The 20549-nt window shown below is 70.7% G+C and carries 14 protein-coding genes; 3 read left to right on the top strand and 11 right to left on the bottom strand.

Translation table 11 applies throughout. The features are described from left to right. Positions 1–19: 19 nt before the first annotated feature. From rpmA to ACFHVL_RS24400, 5 genes are all read right to left on the bottom strand, one after another. Complete coding sequence (gene rpmA / locus ACFHVL_RS24420) at positions 20–277, bottom strand: 50S ribosomal protein L27 (RefSeq protein ID WP_416630764.1); 258 nt, start codon at positions 275–277, stop codon at positions 20–22. A 9-nt stretch (positions 278–286) separates the two neighbouring features. Further along, positions 287–601, bottom strand: coding sequence for a 50S ribosomal protein L21 (rplU, locus tag ACFHVL_RS24415; protein ID WP_416630763.1), 315 nt, complete (start codon positions 599–601; stop codon positions 287–289). Between the two features lie 195 nt (positions 602–796). After that, entirely contained in the window at positions 797–3946 is a 3150-nt protein-coding gene (locus tag ACFHVL_RS24410; protein WP_416630762.1) for an Rne/Rng family ribonuclease, read from the bottom strand. Positions 3947–4090: 144 nt separating this feature from the next. After that, positions 4091–4885: a TIGR03936 family radical SAM-associated protein gene (locus ACFHVL_RS24405; RefSeq protein WP_416630761.1), complete on the bottom strand. Its 795-nt coding sequence runs from the start codon at positions 4883–4885 to the stop codon at positions 4091–4093. Between the two features lie 108 nt (positions 4886–4993). Further along, on the bottom strand, positions 4994–6991 hold the full coding sequence (locus ACFHVL_RS24400; RefSeq protein WP_416630760.1) for a TIGR03960 family B12-binding radical SAM protein: 1998 nt from the start codon (positions 6989–6991) through the stop codon (positions 4994–4996). A 153-nt stretch (positions 6992–7144) separates the two neighbouring features. On the opposite strand from ACFHVL_RS24400, the gene ACFHVL_RS24395 reads away from it, so the two are divergent. Beyond that, the gene (locus ACFHVL_RS24395; protein ID WP_416630759.1) at positions 7145–8368 is read left to right on the top strand and encodes a hypothetical protein; all 1224 of its coding nucleotides are present in this window, start codon (positions 7145–7147) and stop codon (positions 8366–8368) included. Between the two features lie 15 nt (positions 8369–8383). Here the strand turns inward: ACFHVL_RS24395 and ACFHVL_RS24390 are convergent, their stop codons facing one another. The 3 genes from ACFHVL_RS24390 to ndk all read right to left on the bottom strand — a co-directional run bounded on the left by ACFHVL_RS24390 (position 8384) and on the right by ndk (position 13340). Further along, positions 8384–9097: a lysophospholipid acyltransferase family protein gene (locus ACFHVL_RS24390; RefSeq protein ID WP_416630758.1), complete on the bottom strand. Its 714-nt coding sequence runs from the start codon at positions 9095–9097 to the stop codon at positions 8384–8386. A gap of 78 nt (positions 9098–9175) precedes the next feature. Next, complete coding sequence (gene ileS / locus ACFHVL_RS24385; RefSeq protein WP_416630757.1) at positions 9176–12355, bottom strand: isoleucine--tRNA ligase; 3180 nt, start codon at positions 12353–12355, stop codon at positions 9176–9178. A gap of 559 nt (positions 12356–12914) precedes the next feature. Beyond that, the gene (gene ndk, locus ACFHVL_RS24380) at positions 12915–13340 is read right to left on the bottom strand and encodes a nucleoside-diphosphate kinase (protein ID WP_416630756.1); all 426 of its coding nucleotides are present in this window, start codon (positions 13338–13340) and stop codon (positions 12915–12917) included. A 305-nt stretch (positions 13341–13645) separates the two neighbouring features. Here ndk and ACFHVL_RS24375 point away from each other — a divergent pair, with 305 nt between their 5' ends. Then, positions 13646–15157, top strand: a complete 1512-nt coding sequence (locus ACFHVL_RS24375) for a VOC family protein (RefSeq protein WP_416630755.1) — start codon at positions 13646–13648, stop codon at positions 15155–15157. Positions 15158–15180: 23 nt separating this feature from the next. Here ACFHVL_RS24375 and ACFHVL_RS24370 read toward each other — a convergent pair whose 3' ends face one another. From ACFHVL_RS24370 to ACFHVL_RS24360, 3 genes are all read right to left on the bottom strand, one after another. Further along, positions 15181–15534 carry a DUF4233 domain-containing protein gene (locus tag ACFHVL_RS24370; RefSeq protein WP_416630791.1) on the bottom strand — a complete coding sequence of 118 codons (354 nt, stop codon included), beginning with the start codon at positions 15532–15534 and terminating at the stop codon, positions 15181–15183. Positions 15535–15608: 74 nt separating this feature from the next. Then, entirely contained in the window at positions 15609–16880 is a 1272-nt protein-coding gene (locus ACFHVL_RS24365; RefSeq protein ID WP_416630790.1) for a bifunctional folylpolyglutamate synthase/dihydrofolate synthase, read from the bottom strand. A 107-nt stretch (positions 16881–16987) separates the two neighbouring features. After that, positions 16988–19654: a valine--tRNA ligase gene (locus ACFHVL_RS24360; RefSeq protein WP_416630754.1), complete on the bottom strand. Its 2667-nt coding sequence runs from the start codon at positions 19652–19654 to the stop codon at positions 16988–16990. Positions 19655–19722: 68 nt separating this feature from the next. Here ACFHVL_RS24360 and ACFHVL_RS24355 point away from each other — a divergent pair, with 68 nt between their 5' ends. Further along, complete coding sequence (locus ACFHVL_RS24355) at positions 19723–20394, top strand: hypothetical protein (RefSeq protein WP_416630753.1); 672 nt, start codon at positions 19723–19725, stop codon at positions 20392–20394. Positions 20395–20549 lie beyond the last annotated feature (155 nt).

The raw sequence follows: 20549 nt of genomic DNA, 5'->3' as shown, positions 1-20549 counted from the left end.
CGACGCCGAAGCCTTGCTGCTACTGCGCCGCCGGCACGATATTGACCATCTTGCGGCCGCGCCTGGTGCCGAACTGCACCGACCCTGCGGCCAGCGCGAACAACGTATCGTCGCCGCCGCGACCAACCAGGTCACCCGGGTGGAACTTGGTGCCGCGCTGACGGATGAGGATCTCACCGGCGCTGACGACCTGGCCACCGAACCGCTTCACCCCGAGGCGCTGGGCCTCTGAGTCGCGGCCGTTGCGCGAGCTGGACGCACCCTTTTTGTGAGCCATTGCTGGTGCCTACTTCCCGTTCGAGATGCCGGTCACCTTGACCTGGGTCAGCGGCTGACGGTGACCCTGGCGCTTGTGGTATCCGGTCTTGTTCTTGAACTTGTGGATCTTGATCTTCGGACCCTTGGTGTGGGCGGCGATCTCGCCGGTCACCGCGACCTCGGCGAGCTTGGCCACGTCGGTCACCAAGTCGTCGCCGTCGACGAGGAGCAGCGCGGGAAGCGTCACCGCGTCACCGGGAGCACCGATGAGCTTCTCGACCTCGATCACGTCGCCCTCAGCGACCTTGTACTGCTTGCCGCCGGTCTTGACGATCGCGTACATCGGACGCGGACTCCTGTCGTTTGTCGCTGACAATTGGTGATCGTGACGGATCGTCGCCCTGCCGACCACACCGCGCAAACACGGGAGCGGCGGTCTCGGACGCTGCTGTCACGGGCACACAGGAACATGACGCACCGGGTACGCCACCGGCAAGAGTACGCCATGCCGGTGGCCACCCTCAAGTCGGTCCCCCGCTCAGGGACGGGTACGGCGACGCACGCCGCCCCGCCGAACCCGCCGCCGGCCGCCGGCCGAGTGCTCGGCGGCCACCTCGTCGGCGTCCTCGTCAGCTGAGTCCTCGCCGTCGTCGGCGAGGTCCGGGTCGTCGTCGCCGGCCAGCCGGGTGGGACCGTTGCTGACCGGCTCCATCGGCTCCGACTCGTAGCGGGACAGGTCGTAACCCATCGTCTCGTCCTCGCCCGCGTCGTCGTACCCGACCGGCTGCAGTCCCGCCGCGCCGGGCAACCCGGACACGGAGATCACTCCGGTCGTGACCGGACCGGACGAACCAGACGAACCGCCAGTGACCGGCCCGGACGACACCGACGTCGGCTGCGGTTCGGCCGGCGACACGTCGCCGGGCTGCTCAACGGCCTCGACCACCGGAACGTCCAGCGGACCATCCGCACCGGGCAGATCGGCCTCGTCCGGCACGGTCACCTCGGGTGCCACCTCGGCCGCCCTACGCCCGCGCCGCCGTCCCTGGCCCGAGGTCGCGCTGGTCGACACCACAGCCGATGTCGGTGCGACCGCGGCGGCGACCGCCTTGACCTTGTCCCCGGCACCCGCTCCGGCACCGGAGCCGCCGCCGTTGGCCGCTCGAGGTTTGTCCCCGACAGGCTCGGTATGGATGATCACCCCTCGGCCCTTGCAGCAGTCACAGGTCTCGCTGAACGCCTCCAGCAGCCCAGCGGCGATCCGCTTGCGGGTCATCTGCACCAGACCCAGCGAGGTGATCTCGGTGACCTGATGCTTCGTGCGGTCCCGGCCCAGACACTCGGTCAGCCGGCGCAGCACCAACTCACGGTTCGACTCCAGCACCATGTCGATGAAGTCGATCACCACGATGCCGCCGATGTCGCGCAACCGGAGCTGGCGGACGATCTCCTCGGCCGCTTCCAGGTTGTTGCGGGTGACCGTCTCCTCCAGGTTGCCGCCGGCACCGGTGTACTTGCCGGTGTTGACGTCGACGACGGTCATCGCCTCGGTGCGGTCGATCACCAGGTGCCCACCGGACGGCAGGAACACCTTGCGGTCCAGGCCCTTGAGGATCTGCTCGTCGATCCGGCGGTCGGCGAAGACGTCGGCGACGCCCGCGTGCCGACGCAGCCGGGGCAGCAGATCCGGCGACACGTGGGCAAGGTACGACTCGACCATCTCGTACGCCGTCTCGCCCTGGACGATCAGCTCACGGAAGTCCTCGTTGAACAGGTCTCGGACCACCCGGATGACCAGGTCCGGCTCCTCGTAGAGCAGCGTCGGCGCGCCCCCGGAACCAACCTTGGCCTGGATGTCCTCCCACTGTGCCTGCAACCGCTTGACGTCGCGAGCCAGCTCGTCCTCGCTCGCGCCCTCGGCGGCGGTGCGCACGATCACGCCCGCGCCCTCCGGGACCAGCTTCTTCAGGACGTCACGCAACCGCTTGCGCTCGGTGTCGGGCAGCTTGCGGCTGATCCCGGAAGCGTTGCCGTTCGGTACGTACACCAGGTGCCGCCCGGACAGCGCGATGTGGCTGGTGAGCCGGGCACCCTTGTGCCCGATCGGGTCCTTGGTGACCTGCACCAGCACCGAGTCACCGGAGCGCAGCGCCTGCTCGATCGAACGGGCCCGCCCTTCCAGACCGGTGGCGTCCCAGTTGACCTCACCGGCGTACAGGACCGCGTTGCGACCCCGGCCCACGTCGACGAACGCGGCCTCCATGCTCGGCAGCACGTTCTGCACCTTGCCGAGATACACGTTTCCGGCCATCGTTCCCGACGATGCCCTGGTGACGTAGTGCTCGACCAGGATGCCGTCCTCCAGGACCGCGATCTGGGTCCGGTCACCACGCTGGCGGACCACCATGTCCCGGTCCACGGCTTCCCGGCGGGCCAGGAACTCCGACTCACTCAGGATCGGTGGCCGGGTCCGGCGCTGCTCCCGGCCGTCCCGACGACGTTGCCGCTTGGCTTCCAGCCGGGTCGAACCGGTGACACCCTGCACCTCGTCGACGGTCCGGCGCGGCTCACGGATCTTGACGACCGTCGGCACGCCGTCCTCGGCACCGGACTCCGCGTCGCCGGAACCACGCCGCCGCCGCCGACGCCGCCGCCGGGTCGTCGACTCGCCGTCCTCGGCGTCACCGCCGTCGTCGACAGGCTCCTCGTCGTCGCTGGTGGCCGACTCGGACTCGTCGTCGGTGTCATCGTCCGCGCCGCCCTTGCCCCGACCCCGGCCCCGACGCCCCCGGCGCCGGCGCCGGCGCCCGGCCGGGGAGTCGTCGTCATCGTCGTCGCTGTCGTCGTCTTCCTCGGCCGACGTCGCCGCGTCCGCCGCCGGCGGCTCCACCGGCTCGGCCGCAGCCGGCTCGGCCGGCTCGCCCTCCGCGCCTCGGCGACCCCGACGACGACGGCGCACCGGCTCGTCCTCGGTGGCGGCGTCGCCAGCGTCATCGCCAGCTGCCGCCGCCGGCACCACCGGTACGGCGGGCACCACGACGGCGGGCCGCCCGGTGACCGCTGCCGGGGTCTGCGGGTCCGGCGCCATGAACAGAACGGCGGGCGGCGTGGCGGCCGCCGAACGCCGCCGACGGGTCCGCGGCTCAACCTCGTCGTCCGCCGTGACCGGTGCCTCCTGCTGTGCCGCCTCGGCCGCCGATGGTTCGGTGGCCAGTGGTTCGGTGGCCGGGACGGCCGCGTCCAGTGGTTGCGCCGGTGCCGACGCGACGAGCTGCGGAGCCGCCGCGCCAGGCGCGGGCTCGCTCTCCTCGACCGGAACCACGACCGGCTCGGCGGTCTTCTTCCGCCGGCTTCTGGTCGCCTTCTTCGCCACCGGTTCCACCGGCGTGGCGTCTTCGACCGGCGCGGCGTCGGCCTCCTCGGGACCCGCGTCGCTGGCGACACTCACCACCGCCTTGCGGCGGCGCCGTGCCCGCGGCTCACCTTCCGGCTCGCCCGGCGGCAGGTCACCGGCGGCAGGTGGCGCGCTGTCGCCGGCCGTCGCACCGTCAGCTGCGGCTGCGGCTGCGGCTGCTTTGGTGGTCCGCCGCCGCGTGGCGCGCACGGGTGTGGATCGAGTCACATCGGCGGTGTCGCCGGCCGGTTCGGTACCGGTCCGGTCCCCGCCCTCGGGCTCGTTTTCGAGCATTGGACGTTCTCCAGTTCTGGCCGCCCCGGGCGCGGGTGAGCGCTGCCACGCAGGGTTGCCGCAAAAGGTGTTCCGGCGGACAGGCCGCCGAGCTTCCGGCCCGGTTGGGCGAAAGACCCGGAGGCAGACCGCCGAAGTCTGGACTTACTGAGCGCCGGCCGGAACAAGGCTGGCGTTCACCGATGGTTGCCCAGCGCGATCCGCCTCCAACGGATCGACGATCTCCCCCTGCGCGGACATTGTTCCCTGCGCTAGCCGGGTCACTCGGGGCGGCACCGGCGGCTCCAGGTCGGCCATGACGCGCAGGCCGGAAAGGACGTCATCGGGTCGTACCGACGGGGTGACCTGCCGGACGACTAGGTCGAGTATCGCACACGGCACCGAGCTGACCTCGGAAGGTAGGCCGGACACCGCGTCACCGACCGGGGGATCGGGCTTGTCCTGGTCACCGACCACGGCCATCCGCAGCACGGCGACCCGGGCGTCGAAAGTGCGCCTGCCCTGCTTGGTGAGCCGATCCACCAGTACCTCGTCGGCGGCGAGGAAGGCGGCCACCGCCTTGGCTGCCTGCTCCGGCTCGACCTCTGGCAGCTCGATCCGCCAGTGGGACGCGTCGATCCGGTCGGCCAGGCTGCCGCCGGTCGCCACGACGGTGTCCAACACGTCGAGTCCCGGGGACAGGGCCGCGTCGAGTGCCTCCCGCAGCTGGCCCGGGTCGACCTCGACCTGGAGGCCGACCTCCAGGTACTCGGCCTCGCTGGCCACACCGGTCGGTGCGGCGCTGGCGTACGAAATCTTGGGGTGGGGGGTGAACCCTTGGGAAAAGGCGACCGGCACGCCGGCGCGGCGCAGCGCCCGCTCGAACGCCCGGGCGAAGTCCCGGTGTGAGGTGAACCGGAGTGGCCCGCGCTTGGCGTACCGGATCCGGATCCGCTGCACGACCGGTGCCTGGCCGCCTTCCGGCTGTGGCTTCCTGCTGATCGTGATGCTCCTCGCCGAAGGGAAGGGGTTGTCGCCATCGTCACCCAGGTGGGCGCGAAGCGCCAGTCAGCCCGCCGCGGGAATCCGCAGCCCGGTGTTGACCGGCGTCAGGGGCAGCAGTTTCTGCCCGGTCGGCCCGATCTGGATCTCCGTGTCCATGCTCGGGCAGACGCCACAGTCGAAACAGGGGGTCCACCGGCAGTCGTCCTGCTCGTACTCGCTCGTCGCATCCTGCCAGTCCTGCCAGAGCCAGTCCTTGTCCAGCCCCGAGTCCAGATGGTCCCAGGCCAGCACCTCTGTGCTGTCCCGTTCGCGCGTCGTGTACCAGTCGAGGTCGACTCCGAACGCGGGCAGTGTCTCGGCTGCCGCGTCCACCCACCGCTGGTACGAGAAGTGCTCGCTCCAGCCGTCGAATCGGCCGCCGGCCTCCCAGACCCGCCGGATCACCGCACCGACCCGCCGGTCGCCCCGGGAGAGCAGGCCCTCGATCAGCGACGGCTCGCCGTCGTGGTAGCGGAAGCCGATCGCCCGACCGAGCGACCGGTCTGCGTTGATCGCCTGCTTGAGCAGACGCAACCGGTTGTCGATGACCTCCGGCGGCTGCATCGACGCCCACTGGAACGGGGTGTGCGGCTTCGGCACGAACCCACCGATCGACACCGTGCACCGGATGTCCTTCGACCCGGTCGCCGCCCGCCCCGCCTTGATCACCTCGTGGGCGAGCCGGGCGATCTGCAGCACGTCCTCGTCGGTCTCGGTGGGCAGTCCGCACATGAAGTAGAGCTTCACCTGCCGCCAGCCGTTGGTGTACGCGGTCACCACTGTGCGGATCAGGTCCTCCTCCGAGACCATCTTGTTGATGACCCGGCGGATCCGCTCCGAGCCACCCTCCGGGGCGAACGTGAGCCCGGTGCGCCGCCCGTTGCGGGACAACTCCTGGGCCAGATCGATGTTGAACGCGTCGACCCGGGTGGACGGCAACGACAGCGACACGTTCGTGCCGGCGTACTGCTCGGCCAGGCCCGAACACATGTCGCCGATCTCGGAGTGGTCCGCCGAGGAGAGCGAGAGCAGGCCGACCTCGTGGAAACCGGAGTACGCCAGACCGTCGGCGACCATCTGGCCGACCGTGGTGATGGACCGTTCCCGCACCGGGCGGGTGATCATGCCGGCCTGGCAGAACCGGCAGCCACGCGTACAGCCGCGGAAGATCTCCACCGCGTACCGCTCATGCACGGTCTCGGCCAGCGGCACGATCGGCTTCTTCGGGTACGGCCAGGCGTCCAGGTCCATGGTGGTGCGCTTGTGCACCCGAAACGGCACGTCAGCGCGGTTGGGCACCACCCGCTGGATCCGGCCGTCCGGCAGGTAGTCGACGTCGTAGAAGCGCGGTACGTAGACACTCTCGGTCCGGGCCAGCCGCAGCAGCAGTTCGTCGCGCCCGCCAGGTGACCCTTCGGACTTCCACTGCCGGACGATCGCGGTGATCTCCAGGACGGCTTCCTCACCGTCGCCGAGGACGGCGGCGTCGATGAAGTCGGCGATCGGCTCCGGGTTGAACGCGGCGTGCCCGCCGGCCAGCACCACCGGGTGTGCGTCGTCCCGGTCGGCGGCGAGCAGCGGGATGCCGGCCAGGTCGATCGCGGTCAGCAGATTGGTGTAGCCCAGCTCGGTGGCGAACGAGATCCCGAACACGTCGAAGTCGGCGACCGGCCGGTGCGCGTCGACGGTGAACTGCGGAACGCCGTGCGCCCGCATCAGCCGCTCCAGGTCGGGCCAGACGGCGTAGGTCCGCTCGGCCAGCACGTCCGGCTGCTCGTTGAGCACCTCGTAGAGGATCTGGACGCCCTGGTTGGGCAGGCCGACCTCGTAGGCGTCCGGGTACATCAGCGCCCAGCGCACCACGACGGCGTCCCAGTCCTTGGTCACCGCGCCCAGTTCGCCGCCGACGTACTGGATCGGTTTGCTGACCTGGGGCAGCAACGGCTCCAACCGGGGCCAGACCGATCGGGTCACCGGGCCGCCCGTGGTCGCCGTCGGGGCAGCGCCTGCCGTGACACCCATCAGATCTCCTCCACACCGCACCGGACACCGGATCAACCACCCAGGGTACGCGCACCAAGCGGGGCTGCGGACTGGGTAGTCACCGATGGCGGCGGTGGCGGACTCGCCCGGCGGTACTAACCTCGGACGGGTCCGAGAGGAGATGCAACTGCGATGCGGCAGCCGCAACCGGACGAAAATCCCCATCCGGACCAGACGTCCGGAGCCGACGGCACAGCCGTTGCCGCCGATGCCGTCGACGGTGACCGGCCCGAGCCGACTGCCCGGATCGACGACTCCGGGCAGCCGACGTCGCCCACGCCGTGGCGGGGCTCGGCACAGGTCCCACCGCCACAGCCGCGGCAACGCTGGTGGCAACGCGACGCCGGCCCAGCGGCTGCGCCACCGCCCCGGGATCCGACACTGCACCTGCCGGCGGGCGATCGGGCCGATGACGACCCGGAGACCCGCACACCGGTCGACCCGTGGGCCAGCGCCGACCTGTGGCCGGCCGGCCACCCCGTCGGGGATAACGATGCCTGGGCCGACGCGCAGCCGGTGTCCCCCGACGAGTCGACGCCGTCTGAGCCGCCGAGCTACCAGGCTCCGGCCTACGCGCCACCTGGTCACCAGCCACCGAGCTATCAGCCGCCGCCCGGCCCGCCGACAGGTCGACGCCAATCGGCCACCGACCCGCCGCCGTACGCCGGCCAGCCGCCGCCACAGGTGCGGTCCGGCCGCCCGACACGGTCTCCGCTGCGGGCCGCCGGCCCGACGCAACATCCAGTGCCGCCCGCCCGGCCGGCACCGCCGGGACCACCACCGGCCGCCCGGCGGCGACGGCGTCGTCGCTGGCCGTGGGTGACGTCGCTACTGACCCTGCTCACCGTGGCATGCTGCTGCGGCGCCCCGGCCTACTACGGCAAACCGCTGTGGGACCAGTACCCGGCGAGTCCGGCGCTGCCCGGCCAGTTCGCTGACCTGCGGTTGAGTGACGACGGCCGCAGTCAGGAGACAGTGGCCCGACTCGAGGTCGAGATGCGCGGCGCCCACCTGCTGGCCGAGGACACCTTCGCCGCCGTCTACCGCGACGGCAACGGCAAACAGGTGGTCCTGTACGGCACCACCGGCTTCCGGATTTCACCGGGCAGCGACCTGACCGCCGAGATGACGCGGATCGGCACCGAGTACGAACTCGGCACGATGACCGCGTTCGAGACCGATACCCGGGGCAGCCATCTGCAATGCGGCACCGGGCAGTCCGAAGGGACCGACATGGTCGTCTGTGTCTGGGCCGACCATGGCAGCCTGGGCACCGCGTTGTTCACCCGGCGATCGGTCGAGGAGAGCGCCGAACTCACCCGGCGGCTACGCGTCGACGCGATCGACCGGCAGTGACCCGGTCGACGTCGTTCAGCCGGCCAGGCCCTCCCCGCTGGTGGCCGGACCCGCCCCGCCGGCAGCGGTACGCGGTGGGGCGTAGCGGGGCACGTACTCCTGGCCGGTGAGCCGCTGGATCTCGGCCATCACCTCGTCGGTGATCCGACGCATCTCGGCACGGTCGTCACTGCGCCCGGTGAAGTCCATCGGCTTGCCGAACCTGACCACGGCCTTGCCACGCTTCAGCTTCGGCCAGAGCGTCCCGATCGGCTGGATCTCGTCGGTCCCGGCGAACCCGACCGGCACCACCGGCACACCGGCGGCCAACGCCAGCCGGGCAACCCCGGTGCGGCCCCGGTAGAGCCGCCCGTCCGGCGACCGGGTCCCCTCCGGGAAGACCGCCACCTGCCCACCGGCCGCCAGCACCGGAATCGCACCGTCGAAGGCGCTCAACGCAGCCCGCCCGCCGCCGCGTTCCACCCGGATCGCGCCCAGCCCGGTCACCAGACTCCTGGTGACCAGACCGCGGAACCCGGTGCCGACGAAGTACTCCGCCTTGGCCCAGAAGGCCACATGTCGGGGCAGCACCGCGCCGAGGAAGTACTCGTCGGCAACGGAGAGGTGGTTCGCAGCCAGAATCACCCCACCCGCGGCCGGGACGTTCTCCTTGCCTTCCACCTTGGGTCGCCAACCCAGCAGCAACGCGGGTCCGACAGTGACTTTGCCGATCGAGTACAGCGGCGGCACGGATCCTCCGGCGACGGGACAGGGTGGGGTGGGGTGGTCGGACAGACACGGTAGCGGACGGGATCCCGTCCCGCCCGATCAGACCCGTTCCACCCGTACGGTAACCGGCTCGCCGTCGCCGACCTCACCGCCGAAGCCACCGAAACCGGTGGTCCCGTCGGCGGCGTCAGCCCGGCCAGCGGCATCCACCGGCCCGAACGACACCTCGTCGGCGAGCACCTCACCGGCGACGAAGCCGTGGTACGCCCGTACCGCCGACGCCACCTGGTCGCTGGCGATCACCGCGACCCGGATCCGGTCGGTGATCCGCAGATCCGCCTCGCGGCGGGCCTGCTGGATCACCCGGACCAGGTCCCGGGCCAGACCTTCGGCCGCCAGCTCAGGGGTGACGGTGGTGTCCAGTACGACCACGCCCTGCCCGGCCGGCAGCGGCGCGGAGTGCTCCGGGTCGGCGGCCACCAGCTTCAGCTCGTACTCACCGTCGGCGAGCCGGACCCCGGCGGCGACCGGCGCGCCGTCATCGCCCAGCACCCAGTCACCGGCCTTCACCGCCTTGATCACCGACTGCACCTGGCCGCCGACGCGGGGGCCGAGCACCCGCGGCACCACGCTCAGCACCTGCTGGCAATAGCTGTCGACAGCATCGGTGAAGACCACCGACTTGACGTTGACCTCGTCGGTGACCAGGTCGGCGAAGGGCCGCAGGCGCTCCGCCGCCGAGGTCGCCACGGTGAGCGCCGGCAGCGGCAGCCGGACCCGCAGGCCACGGGCCTTGCGCAGCGACAGCCCTGCGGAGCAGACCTCGCGTACCGCGTCCATCGCCGCGACCAGGTCGTGGTCGACGGGGAACTCGTCACGGGTCGGCCAGTCGGTCAGATGCACCGACCGCTGCCCGGTCAGCCCCCGCCAGATCTCCTCACTGGTCAGCGGTGCCAGCGGCGCCACCACCCGCGACAGCGTCTCCAGCACCGTGTAGAGGGTGTCGAAGGCGTCGGCGTCGCCGGACCAGAACCGGTCCCGGGACCGGCGGACGTACCAGTTGGTCAGCGCGTCCAGGTAGGTCCGCACGCTCGCGCAGGCACCGGGGATGTCGTAGCCGTCCATCTGCCGGGTGACCTCGTCGACCAGTTCGCCGGTCTTGGCCAGCACGTACCGGTCGAGCAGGTGGCTGCTGTCGGTACGCCGGGCAGCGGTGTGGCCCTCCGCGTTGGCGTACAGCGCGAAGAAGTACCAGACGTTCCACAACGGCAGCAGCACCTGGCGCACCGAGTCTCGGATGCCGCCCTCCACCACCGCCATGTCGCCGCCGCGCAGCACCGGCGAGGACATCAACGTCCAGCGCATCGCGTCCGAGCCGTAGCTGTCGAACACCTCGTACACGTCCGGGTAGTTGCGCAGGCTCTTGCTCATCTTGCGCCCGTCGGCACCGAGCAGGATGCCGTGGCTGACGCAGGAGCGGAACGCGGGCCGGTCGAACAGCGCGGTGGCCAGCACGTGCATGGTGTAGAACCAGCCTCGGGTCTGCCCGATGTACTCGACGATGAAGTCACCCGGGTAGTGGTGCTCGAACCACTGGCGGTTCTCGAACGGGTAGTGCACCTGGGCGAACGGCATCGAGCCGGACTCGAACCAGCAGTCCAGCACCTCCGGCACCCGGCGCATCGTCGACCGGCCGGTCGGGTCGTCCGGGTTGGGCCGGGTCAGCTCGTCGATGACCGGCCGGTGCAGGTCGGCGACCCGCACCCCGAAGTCGCGTTCCAGCTCGTCGAGCGAGCCGTACACGTCGATCCGCGGGTAGGCCGGGTCGTCGGAGCGCCACACCGGGATCGGTGAACCCCAGAACCGGTTGCGGCTGATCGACCAGTCGCGCGCCCCGGCCAGCCACTTGCCGAACGACCCGTCCTTGACGTGGGCCGGCGTCCATTCGATCTGCTGGTTGAGCTCCACCATCCGGTCGCGGAAGGTCGACACCGCGACGAACCACGAAGACACGGCCTTGTAGACCAGCGGCGTGTCGCACCGCCAGCAGTGCGGGTACGAGTGGGTGTAGGTGTCGTGACGCAGCAGCACACCCCGGTCACGCAGCTCGCGGATGATCGGCTTGTTGACGTCGAAGACCTGCTCGCCCTGGTACGGCGGGACCAGCGCGGTGAACCGGGTGTGGTCGTCGACGGTGACGATCGTCGGGATGCCGGCGGCGTTGCAGGTGTTCTGGTCGTCCTCGCCGAACGCCGGGGCCATGTGCACCACCCCGGTGCCGTCCTCGGTGGTGACGAAGTCGGCGCCGAGGACCTGGAAGGCGTTCGGGCCGGCCTGGTCGACCAGGAAGTCGAACAGCGGGGTGTAACGGCGGCCGACCAGGTCGGCGCCGCGGACCGTGCCGACCTGGTCGAAGCCGTCCAGTTCCTTGGCGTACGCCTCGACCCGCGCCGCCCCGAGCAGGTACCGCTGCCCGTCACGCTGCAGGACCGCGTACTCGATGTCCGGGCCGACTGCGAGGGCGAGGTTCGATGGCAGTGTCCACGGCGTGGTCGTCCAGACGCCGATCCGCTCGGGCGGGCCGCCGGGTCGCGTCGGCTCCAGCTCGAACCAGACGGTGACCGACGGGTCCTGCCGGTCCCGGTACACGTCGTCCATCCGGGTCTCGGTGTTGCTCAGCGGCGTCTCACACCGCCAGCAGTACGCCAGGACCCGGAAGCCCTCGTAGATCAGGCCCTTGTCGTGCAGGGCCTTGAAGGCCCACATGACGCTCTCCATGTAGTCCAGGTCGAGCGTCTTGTAGTCGTTGGCGAAGTCGACCCACCGGGCCTGGCGGGTGACGTAGCGCTCCCAGTCCTGGGTGTACGCCAGGACGGAGCTGCGGCAGACGTCGTTGAAGCGCTCCATGCCCAGCTCGACGATCTCCGCCTTGGTGGAGATGCCGAGTTGCCGTTCGGCCTCGACCTCGGCCGGCAGGCCGTGGCAGTCCCAGCCGAAGCGGCGTTCGACCCGCCGGCCGCGCATCGTCTGGTAGCGCGGCACGACGTCCTTGACGTAGCCGGTGAACAGGTGGCCGTAGTGCGGCAGCCCGTTGGCGAACGGCGGTCCGTCGTAGAAGACGTACTCGTTGTCGCCGTCGGGGCCGGGGTCGCGCCGGTCGACGCTCGCCTCGAAGGTCTTGTCCGCCGCCCAGTAGTCCAGGACGCGGCGTTCCACCGCCGGCAGGTCCGGACTCGCCGGCACGCCGGTCGCGGCAGGGTCGGTCATCGGGTACGCCATGGTGGTCGTTCTCCTCGCGCAGCACACATTCGTCGTGGTCTGCGAGGACGAACCCGCCGCAACGCCACACCGGCGGGTGCCGGGTGCCGCCACGGTGGGCCGCGGTACCACCTCGCTTGGCGGCCGAAGTGTCGACCGCCCGCTCTTGGGCCGGCTGTGTCGGGCCGGACCCGCCCGGTTCTACTGAGGCTCCGCAGCGACGCGGGTGGCCGGTTCTTCCGGGGGCTCGCCGGTGATGGCCGGGTCATCGCCGTTGCCCTGATGTTAGCTCACCCCGCCACCCGTTTACCCGGAGGTGGGCACGATCAGCCCGAGCGGCGGATCGTCGGCGATCACCTTCCCGGTGTATCGACTGAATGTGGCGCAGTGGCCACCTGATCAGGTGGCCACGGCACAGAAACCGGGCGAAAACGCCAGAAGCGCCGTCCGGTGGCGGCTACCCCGCAAGCCGGCGCTCATCCGCACCGTCAAGTCCGCACCGTCAAGTCCGCACCGTCAAGTCCGCACCGTCAAGTCCGCACCGTCAAGTCCGCACCGTCAAGCCAGGTCGGCCCGGTCGTCAGGCCAGGTCGGTGAACCAGAGCTTGATCTCCCGGGCCGCGCTCTCCGGCGAGTCCGACGCGTGCACCAGGTTCTCCCGGTTGGACAGCCCCAGATCGCCACGGATCGTGCCCGCGGCGGCCTTGCGCCCGTCGGTGGATCCGATCAGGCCACGGACCACGTCGACCGCCTGGTCACCGGCGAGGACCAGGGCAACCAGCGGGCCACCGGTCATGAACTCCTTCAGCGGCGGGTAGAACGGCTTGTCCACATGGTCGGCGTAGTGCGCGTCGGCCAGCGCCACGTCCATCTCGCGCAGCGTCAGAGCCACCAGTTGCAGGCCCTTGCGTTCGAACCGGCCGAGGATCTCACCGACCAACCCACGCCGGACCGCGTCGGGTTTGATCAATACAAGGGTACGTTGCACCTCGGTGGGGCTGGACACGCTGACTCCTCACTCAACGGACCGGTACGGCTGCCACAGCGCCGGCCGGTGCGGACTGGCGCTGCCAGCCTAGTGGGTCGCACCCTTCGGTCGGTCGGCTTGGTGACATTGCCCGCGAGGAGACTCGCCGGCTGGTACGTGACGGTGGAGACTCGTCGGCAGGCAGGTAATGATGGAGACTCACCCGCAGGCACGCAATGATGAAGACGGGAACGGGCAGGCGACGGCGGCCAACGCCTACCGGCGCGGCTCTTCCATCCGCGCCGAGCCCGGCCTAGCCTGGTCCTAACGCTGGGAGGTCTACTGTGGCGAACGGCCGTCGACCGGTTACCACCGCCCGAAAGCTCATCGCGGCGGTGCTGGGCACCTTCGCCGCGTTCATCATCCTCTTCGGTGCCGGCATGACGAGCTGGTCGATCGCGGCGCTCGGCGTGGCCCTCCTGGTGCTCGCCATCAGCCTGGTGGTCATCACCGCCTTCCCCGGCACGGAACGCGCCTGGGTGGCCGGCACCGCCCATGTGCACAGCGTCTCCGAGCCCCCCGCGTCCTCGACGTACGGCCGGTGCGAGTTGCAGATCCTGATCGACGCCCCCGGCGTACCGCCCCGTTCGGTCAAGATCCGCGATCCCCGGGTGCCGGTCTCGAAGTGGCCTAGCCCTCGCTCCACCCTGCCGATCATGGTCGCCATCGACGACCAGCGGCACGTCCGGATCATGTGGGACGACGTACCGACACACGCCGAGGCCGCCGCCGAACACGCCGACCTGCCGCCGGAGTTCGACGAGCCCGACTTCGGGCCGACCGACGACGACCTGCTGGCCGACGACGACCGGCTGCTCGGCGTCGACGACGACCCGCCGTGGGCCCGCCGCGGCCCGGACGACGACCTACTGGCCGACCCCGACACGGTACGCACCGGCGATCCCGACGCCGACCTCGGCGACCTGCACGGGCCGCCGCCGGCCGACCGCCCCGGGCCCGGACGGCGGCGCGATCCGGCCGAGAACCCGCAGCCCGACTTCACCCGCCCCGGCTTCGACCCGGACACCGACTTCGACCCGGACATCGAGTCACCTGGTCCCCGCGACGACGATCCGCTGGTGGTACGGCAGGCACCCGGCGGCCAGATCGTGCTGGAAGGCACCCTGGTCGACCCGACGCCGGTGCCACTGCCCCGACGGCCCAGGCCGAAGCCGTACTCGTCGGCGGAGCAGGGCGGTGGCGCGGCGGCCGGCGGGCCTACCGACCGCGACGGTGTCGGCGATGCGCGGATGCCGACCGCCGCGGGTACCGTCCTGGCCGACCCGCCCGAGGCACCGGACCCGCCGACCGCACCGCCCGGCGCCACGGAAGCCGACCCTATGGTCGACCTCGACCTCGACGCGGCCGGTCCGGCCGCCGGTGACGACGGCGGCGGCCCGGTCCACAACGTAGGGCTGACCCTGCTCGTCGCGGACCTGGACCGTTCCGTCGCCTTCTACCGCGACATGCTCGGCTTCTACGAGATCGACGGCGGCGACGGCAACGCCGTCCTCGCCTCCGGCCAGACCCGTCTCGTGCTGCGGTCGGTGCCCGAGGTCGCCCCGGTCAACCGCCGCCTCATGCACCTCAATCTCGAAGTCGACGGCCTGCTGCGGGTGCACGACGAGCTCAAGTCGAAAGGCGTGCGCTTCACCTACGCGCCCAGGGCCGTCAACCGCGGAGCCCTGCTCGAACTCTGGGCCGCCGCGTTCCGCGACCCCGACGGCCACGGCATCGCGATAATCGAATGGCGCGACCGGGAACAGCCAGTGGCGTCCCCGGCGAGCACGACCTAGCCGGCCGCCCGCCCGCCAGTGGGTCAGCCCACAATGACCCGACGGACATGCCAGACGTACGCCCAGACCACGGCGAACACGAGCCCCACTCCGAGCAGGGACCAGTGCAGCAGGCCAGCCAGCAACACCAGTGCCTGCAGCACAGTCCCGGCGTACCAGGCCCACCGGTACCGCAGCAGACCGGCGACCACGACCGCACCGACTGCCAACACGGCGCTGGCTGCCATCGCCGAGGTGCCGAAACCCGCCCCGAGCATCCGGATCGGCTGGATCGCCAGCACCAGTACCAGCGCTTCCAGGCCGAGCGTGGCGGCCCCCAGCCCGCGGGCGGCCGCGACCGGGTCACGCAGCCCGGAACGCCGTGGTAGCCGCCCCATCGGGTCGCCGGCACACCCATCAGCCGCAGGCAGGTCGTCGCCGACGGGGGTGCCGCCGGCAGGCCGTTTGTCGTTCACCGCGTCAGCAGCCGGCGCGCGTCGGCGACCGTCACCACCGAACCGGTGATCAGCACACCTACCCCGCTGAGTTCCCCGTCGACGTCGGCTTCGGCCAACGCCACCGCGGCTTCGATCGCGTCGGGCATGGACTGCGCCACCCGTACCCGGTCCTCACCGAACACCTCGACGGCGGCGGCGGCCAACTGACCGAGCGGCATCGCCCGGGGCGAGGTGTTGACCGTCACCACCACCGCGTCCGCCACCGGCTGCAACAGGTCGAGCAGCGTCTCGGCGTCCTTGTCACTGAGTACGGCGAGCACCACCACCAGCCGGCGGAACGCGAACTCTTCCTGCAGCGCGGTGACCGTCGCCGCCATCCCGTGCGGATTGTGCGCACCGTCGAGCAGGATCGTCGGCGCGCTGCGCACCCGCTCCAGCCGGCCAGGCGACGACACCGCGGCGAAACCCTGCCGGACCGGCTCGACGTCGAGCATCCGGCCAGCCCCCGCACCGAGGAATGCCTCCACCGCCGCCAACGCCAGCGCCGCGTTCTGCGCCTGGTGGGCCCCGTGCAGCGGCAGGAACACGTCGTCGTACCGGCCGCCCAGGCCCTGCAGGGTCAACACCTGGCCGCCGACCGCGACCGCCCGGTGCACCACACCGAACTCGCCGCCCTCACGGGCAATGGTGGCACCGACCTCGGCGCACCGGTCCAGGATCGGCCCGGCCGCCTCCTCGGGCTGCAGCGCGGTGACGACCGTCGCCCCGGCGTGCACGATGCCCGCCTTGGCCAGGGCGATGTCGGTGAGCGTGTCCCCGAGCCACTCGGTATGGTCCAACCCGATCGGGGTGATCACACAGACCCCGGCGGACAGCACGTTGGTGGCATCCTCCGCACCGCCGAGCCCGACCTCGACGACGGCCACGTCCACCGGGGCGTCGGCGAAGGTCGCGAACGCCAGCGCGGTGGTCACGTCGAAGTAGGTCAACGGCTCCGTCGCCTGCTTGTCGACCAGCTCGACCAGCGGCGCCACCTCCCGGTAGCCGGCCGCGAACCGCTCCTCGCTGATCGGCTCGCCGTCCAGGCTGATCCGCTCGCGCACCGACTCCAGGTGCGGGCTGGTGTACCGGCCGGTGTGCAGCCCGAACGCACGCAGCAGCGAGTCGATCATCCGGGCCGTCGAGGTCTTGCCGTTGGTGCCGGTCAGATGAATCGACGGGTACGCCCGCTGCGGGCTGCCCAACAGGTCCAGCAGCTGGCCGATGCGGTCCAGGTCGAACACCATCCGGGTGAAGCCCCGGGTGTCGAGCTCCTGCTCCACCTGCGCGAACTCGCCAGTCGGGCGGTCCTGCCCCGGCGGCGGGCCACCGGGACGACCCGACCGCCGTACCGTCACGGCTGCCCGCCCTCGGCGGCCGGCAACGCGGCGAGCGCCCCGGCGATCCGGGCCAGCTCCGCCTCCGCGACCGCCAACCGGGTACGGATCTTGTCCACCACCGCCGCCGGCGCCTTGTCCACGAAGGCGCTGTTGCCCAGCTTCGTCTGGCACTGCTGCGCCTCGCGCTCGGCGGCGGCCCGGTCCTTCTCCAGCCGGGCCCGCTCTGCCCCGACGTCGATCGCGCCCCGGGTGTCGAACTCGACGGTGACCTGTGCGGTCACGGCGAGCTTCGCCGTAGCGGAGAAGTCCGCGACCGGCTCGTCGAGCCGGGTCAGCGACCGGATCAACGGCTCGTGCCCGCCGACGCCCGCTTCGGCAAGGCCAGCGAGCCGGGCGCTGACCCGCTGGGTCGGCCGCAGCCCCTGATCCGACCGGAACCGACGGACCTCGGTCACCACTCGCTGCACCACCGCCAACTCCGCCTCAGCGGACCGGTCGTGCCACGACCGGTCCGCGACCGGCCAGTCGGCGACCATGACGCTGCTGGTCTGCTGCACGGCGGTCCCGGCACCGGCCAGCGCCAGCCACAGTTCGTCGGTGACGAACGGAATCACCGGGTGCAGCAGCCGCAGCAGCTGGTCCAGCACATGGCCGAGAACCCGCCGGGTCCGCTCTGCCGCCGGCCCACCAGCGGCCAGCACCGGCTTGCTCAGCTCCAGATACCAGTCACAGACGTCGTCCCAGGCGAAGTGGTAGAGCGTGTCGCAGACCTTCGCCAGCTCGAACGCCTCGAACTGCTCGTCGACCTGTGTGACCACCTCCTGCAACCGGGACATGACCCACCGGTCGGTCATCCCCAGGTCCGCGGCGGCCGGCAGCTCGCCGGTCAGGTGCGCGCCGTTGAGCAACGCGAACCGGGTGGCGTTCCACAGCTTGTTGCAGAAGTTGCGCGAACCCTGGCACCACTCCTCGCTCACCGGCACGTCGGCACCGGGGTTGGCGCCCCGGACCAGGGTGAACCGGGTGGCATCGGCACCGAACCGCTCAATCCAGTCCAGTGGATCGACCACGTTTCCGTACGACTTCGACATCTTCTTGCCGTACTGGTCACGGACCATGCCGTGCAGTGCCACCACGTCGAACGGCTGCCGGCCGTCCATCGCGTACAGCCCGAACATCATCATCCGCGCAACCCAGAAGAACAGGATGTCGTAGCCGGTGACCAGGACACTCGTCGGGTAGAAGGTCCGCAGGTCGTCGGTCTGGTCCGGCCAACCCAACGTGGAGAACGGCCACAGCGCGCTGGAGAACCAGGTGTCCAGCACGTCCTCGTCCTGACGCCAGCCGTCACCGGTGGGCGGCGGCTCGTCAGGGCCGACGCAGACGACCTCGCCGTCCGGGCCGTACCAGACCGGAATCCGGTGACCCCACCACAGCTGCCGGGAGATGCACCAGTCGTGCATGTTGTCGACCCAGGCGAAGTAGCGCCGCGCCAGCTCCGGTGGCTCGACCCGGGTCCGGCCGTCGCGCACCGCGTCACCGGCCGCCCTGGCCAGCGGACCGGTGCTGACGAACCACTGCAGCGACAGCCGAGGCTCGACCGTGGTCCGGCACCGCGAGCAGTGTCCGACCGCGTGCACGTACGGCCGCCTCTCGGCGACGATGCGCCCGTCGGCGCGCAACGCCGCGACGATCGCCGGCCGGGCCTCGAATCGGTCCAGACCTTCGAACGGACCGGCCGCGGTGACCACGCCGCGCTCGTCGAGGATGGTGCGGCTGGGCAGTTGGTGCCGCTGGCCGATCTCGAAGTCGTTGGGGTCGTGCGCCGGCGTCACCTTCACCGCTCCGGTACCGAATGCCGGATCGACGTGTGCGTCGGCGATGATCGGGATCCGACGGCCGGTCAACGGCAACTCGACCTCGGTGCCGACCAGATGCCGGTAGCGGTCGTCGTCCGGGTGGACCGCGACCGCCGTGTCACCGAGCATCGTCTCCACCCGGGTGGTCGCCACCACGATGGAAGCGTCGCCGTCGCCGTACCGGATGGAAACCAACTCGCCCTCGTCGTCGCTGTGCTCCACCTCGATGTCCGACAGTGCGGTCAGGCAGCGCGGACACCAGTTGATGATGCGTTCGGCCCGATAGATCAGATCGTCGTCGAAGAGACGTTTGAAGATGGTCTGCACGGCACGGGACAAACCCTCGTCCATGGTGAACCGCTCACGGTCCCAGTCGACGGAGTCGCCGAGCCGGCGCATCTGCCCGAGGATCGCGCCGCCGGATTCGGCCTTCCACTGCCAGACCCGCTCCACGAACGCTTCGCGCCCGAGGTCGTGTCGGGACAACCCCTCGGCGGCCAGCTGGCGCTCCACCACGTTCTGCGTGGCGATGCCGGCATGATCCATGCCGGGCAGCCAGAGCGCCTCGAAGCCCTGCATCCGCTTACGCCGGGTCAGGGTGTCCTGGACCGAGTGGTCCAGCGCGTGCCCCACGTGCAGCGAACCGGTGACGTTGGGCGGCGGCAGGACGATCGTGAATGGCGGCTTGCCGGTGCCAGCCGACGCCCGGAAGCGACCCTCGGCTACCCACCGCGCGTACCGCCGCTGTTCTACCTCGCCGGGTTGGTACTGGGCCGGCAGGTCGGGGGCATCGGCGCGCTGGGCTTGCGGAGTTTCGGTCACCCGTCAAGTCTACGGAGCCGCGCAGCAGAATTATCTCCACCCCGGTTCCGCTGACGTACGGTGACGGGATGGTCGAGGACATCTTCGGTGGGCGGCGGACAGGTGACCCGCAACCAGTGGACGTGACCCCGCAACCGGACCAGCCCGAACGGCCCGACGAACTCGACCAGCCCGGGCGATCGACCCGCAGCCGACGGATCGTCATCGGTTCGGTCTTGGCGGCCGGGCTGCTCGGTGTCGGACTGCTCGGCTCCACCGGACTACGGATGCTGCAGCAGAAGGACGCGTCGCTGACCACCCCGGACGAGGCCGCAGGGTTGGTGCGCGACGACAGCGAGCGGGCCCGCGACACCGCCCAGTACCTGCGCAACGCCTTCGCCGCCGGGATCGACCTGGACCGCAGCGCAGCTGCGGTCTACCGGGACACCGAGGCGCCTGACCGCAGTGTGCTCGTCTTCGGCGGCACGACGATGTTGTGGTCACCGGAACGCGATCTGGACACATTGCTGGAGCTCGTCGGCGACGAGCAGGGTGCGGTGGCCGGGCTGCGCACGGTACCGGCCGGTTCACTCGGCGGGGTGATGAAATGCGGCAGCGCACCGACCGACGGCCAGGACATGACGGCCTGCGGCTGGGCGGATCATGGAAGCATCGCCGTCGCGCTGTTTCCGGGGCGGTCCATCGACGAGTCCGCTGAGCTGCTCGTGGAGTTGCGCGCCGAACTGCAGCAGCGCGGCTGAGCAGCTCGCGATACATGCACCTGCGGCGGCGGGGACGACCAACGCCAGAAACACTTCAGGGCCACCCTCGCGGGTGGCCCTGAAGTAAAGATGTCCGGCGGTGACCTACTCTCCCACACCCTCACGAGTGCAGTACCATCGGCGCTGGAGAGCTT

The organism is Micromonospora sp. LOL_023, from assembly GCF_048060115.1.
Taxonomy (GTDB): domain Bacteria; phylum Actinomycetota; class Actinomycetes; order Mycobacteriales; family Micromonosporaceae; genus Micromonospora_E.
This window is presented reverse-complemented; position numbering and strand designations above follow the sequence as displayed.

What these genes read in the sequence shown, in the direction of transcription:
- ACFHVL_RS24370 (WP_416630791.1), bottom strand. Translation starts at nt 15,534, where the DNA reads ATGGGGCGGCTACCACGGCGTTCCGGGCTGCGTGACCCGGTCGCGGCC.
- ACFHVL_RS24410 (WP_416630762.1), bottom strand. Translation starts at nt 3,946, where the DNA reads ATGCTCGAAAACGAGCCCGAGGGCGGGGACCGGACCGGTACCGAACCG.
- ACFHVL_RS24355 (WP_416630753.1), top strand. Translation starts at nt 19,723, where the DNA reads ATGGTCGAGGACATCTTCGGTGGGCGGCGGACAGGTGACCCGCAACCA.
- rplU (WP_416630763.1), bottom strand. Translation starts at nt 601, where the DNA reads ATGTACGCGATCGTCAAGACCGGCGGCAAGCAGTACAAGGTCGCTGAG.
- ACFHVL_RS24365 (WP_416630790.1), bottom strand. Translation starts at nt 16,880, where the DNA reads ATGGTGTTCGACCTGGACCGCATCGGCCAGCTGCTGGACCTGTTGGGC.
- rpmA (WP_416630764.1), bottom strand. Translation starts at nt 277, where the DNA reads ATGGCTCACAAAAAGGGTGCGTCCAGCTCGCGCAACGGCCGCGACTCA.
- ACFHVL_RS24400 (WP_416630760.1), bottom strand. Translation starts at nt 6,991, where the DNA reads ATGGGTGTCACGGCAGGCGCTGCCCCGACGGCGACCACGGGCGGCCCG.
- ileS (WP_416630757.1), bottom strand. Translation starts at nt 12,355, where the DNA reads ATGGCGTACCCGATGACCGACCCTGCCGCGACCGGCGTGCCGGCGAGT.
- ACFHVL_RS24395 (WP_416630759.1), top strand. Translation starts at nt 7,145, where the DNA reads ATGCGGCAGCCGCAACCGGACGAAAATCCCCATCCGGACCAGACGTCC.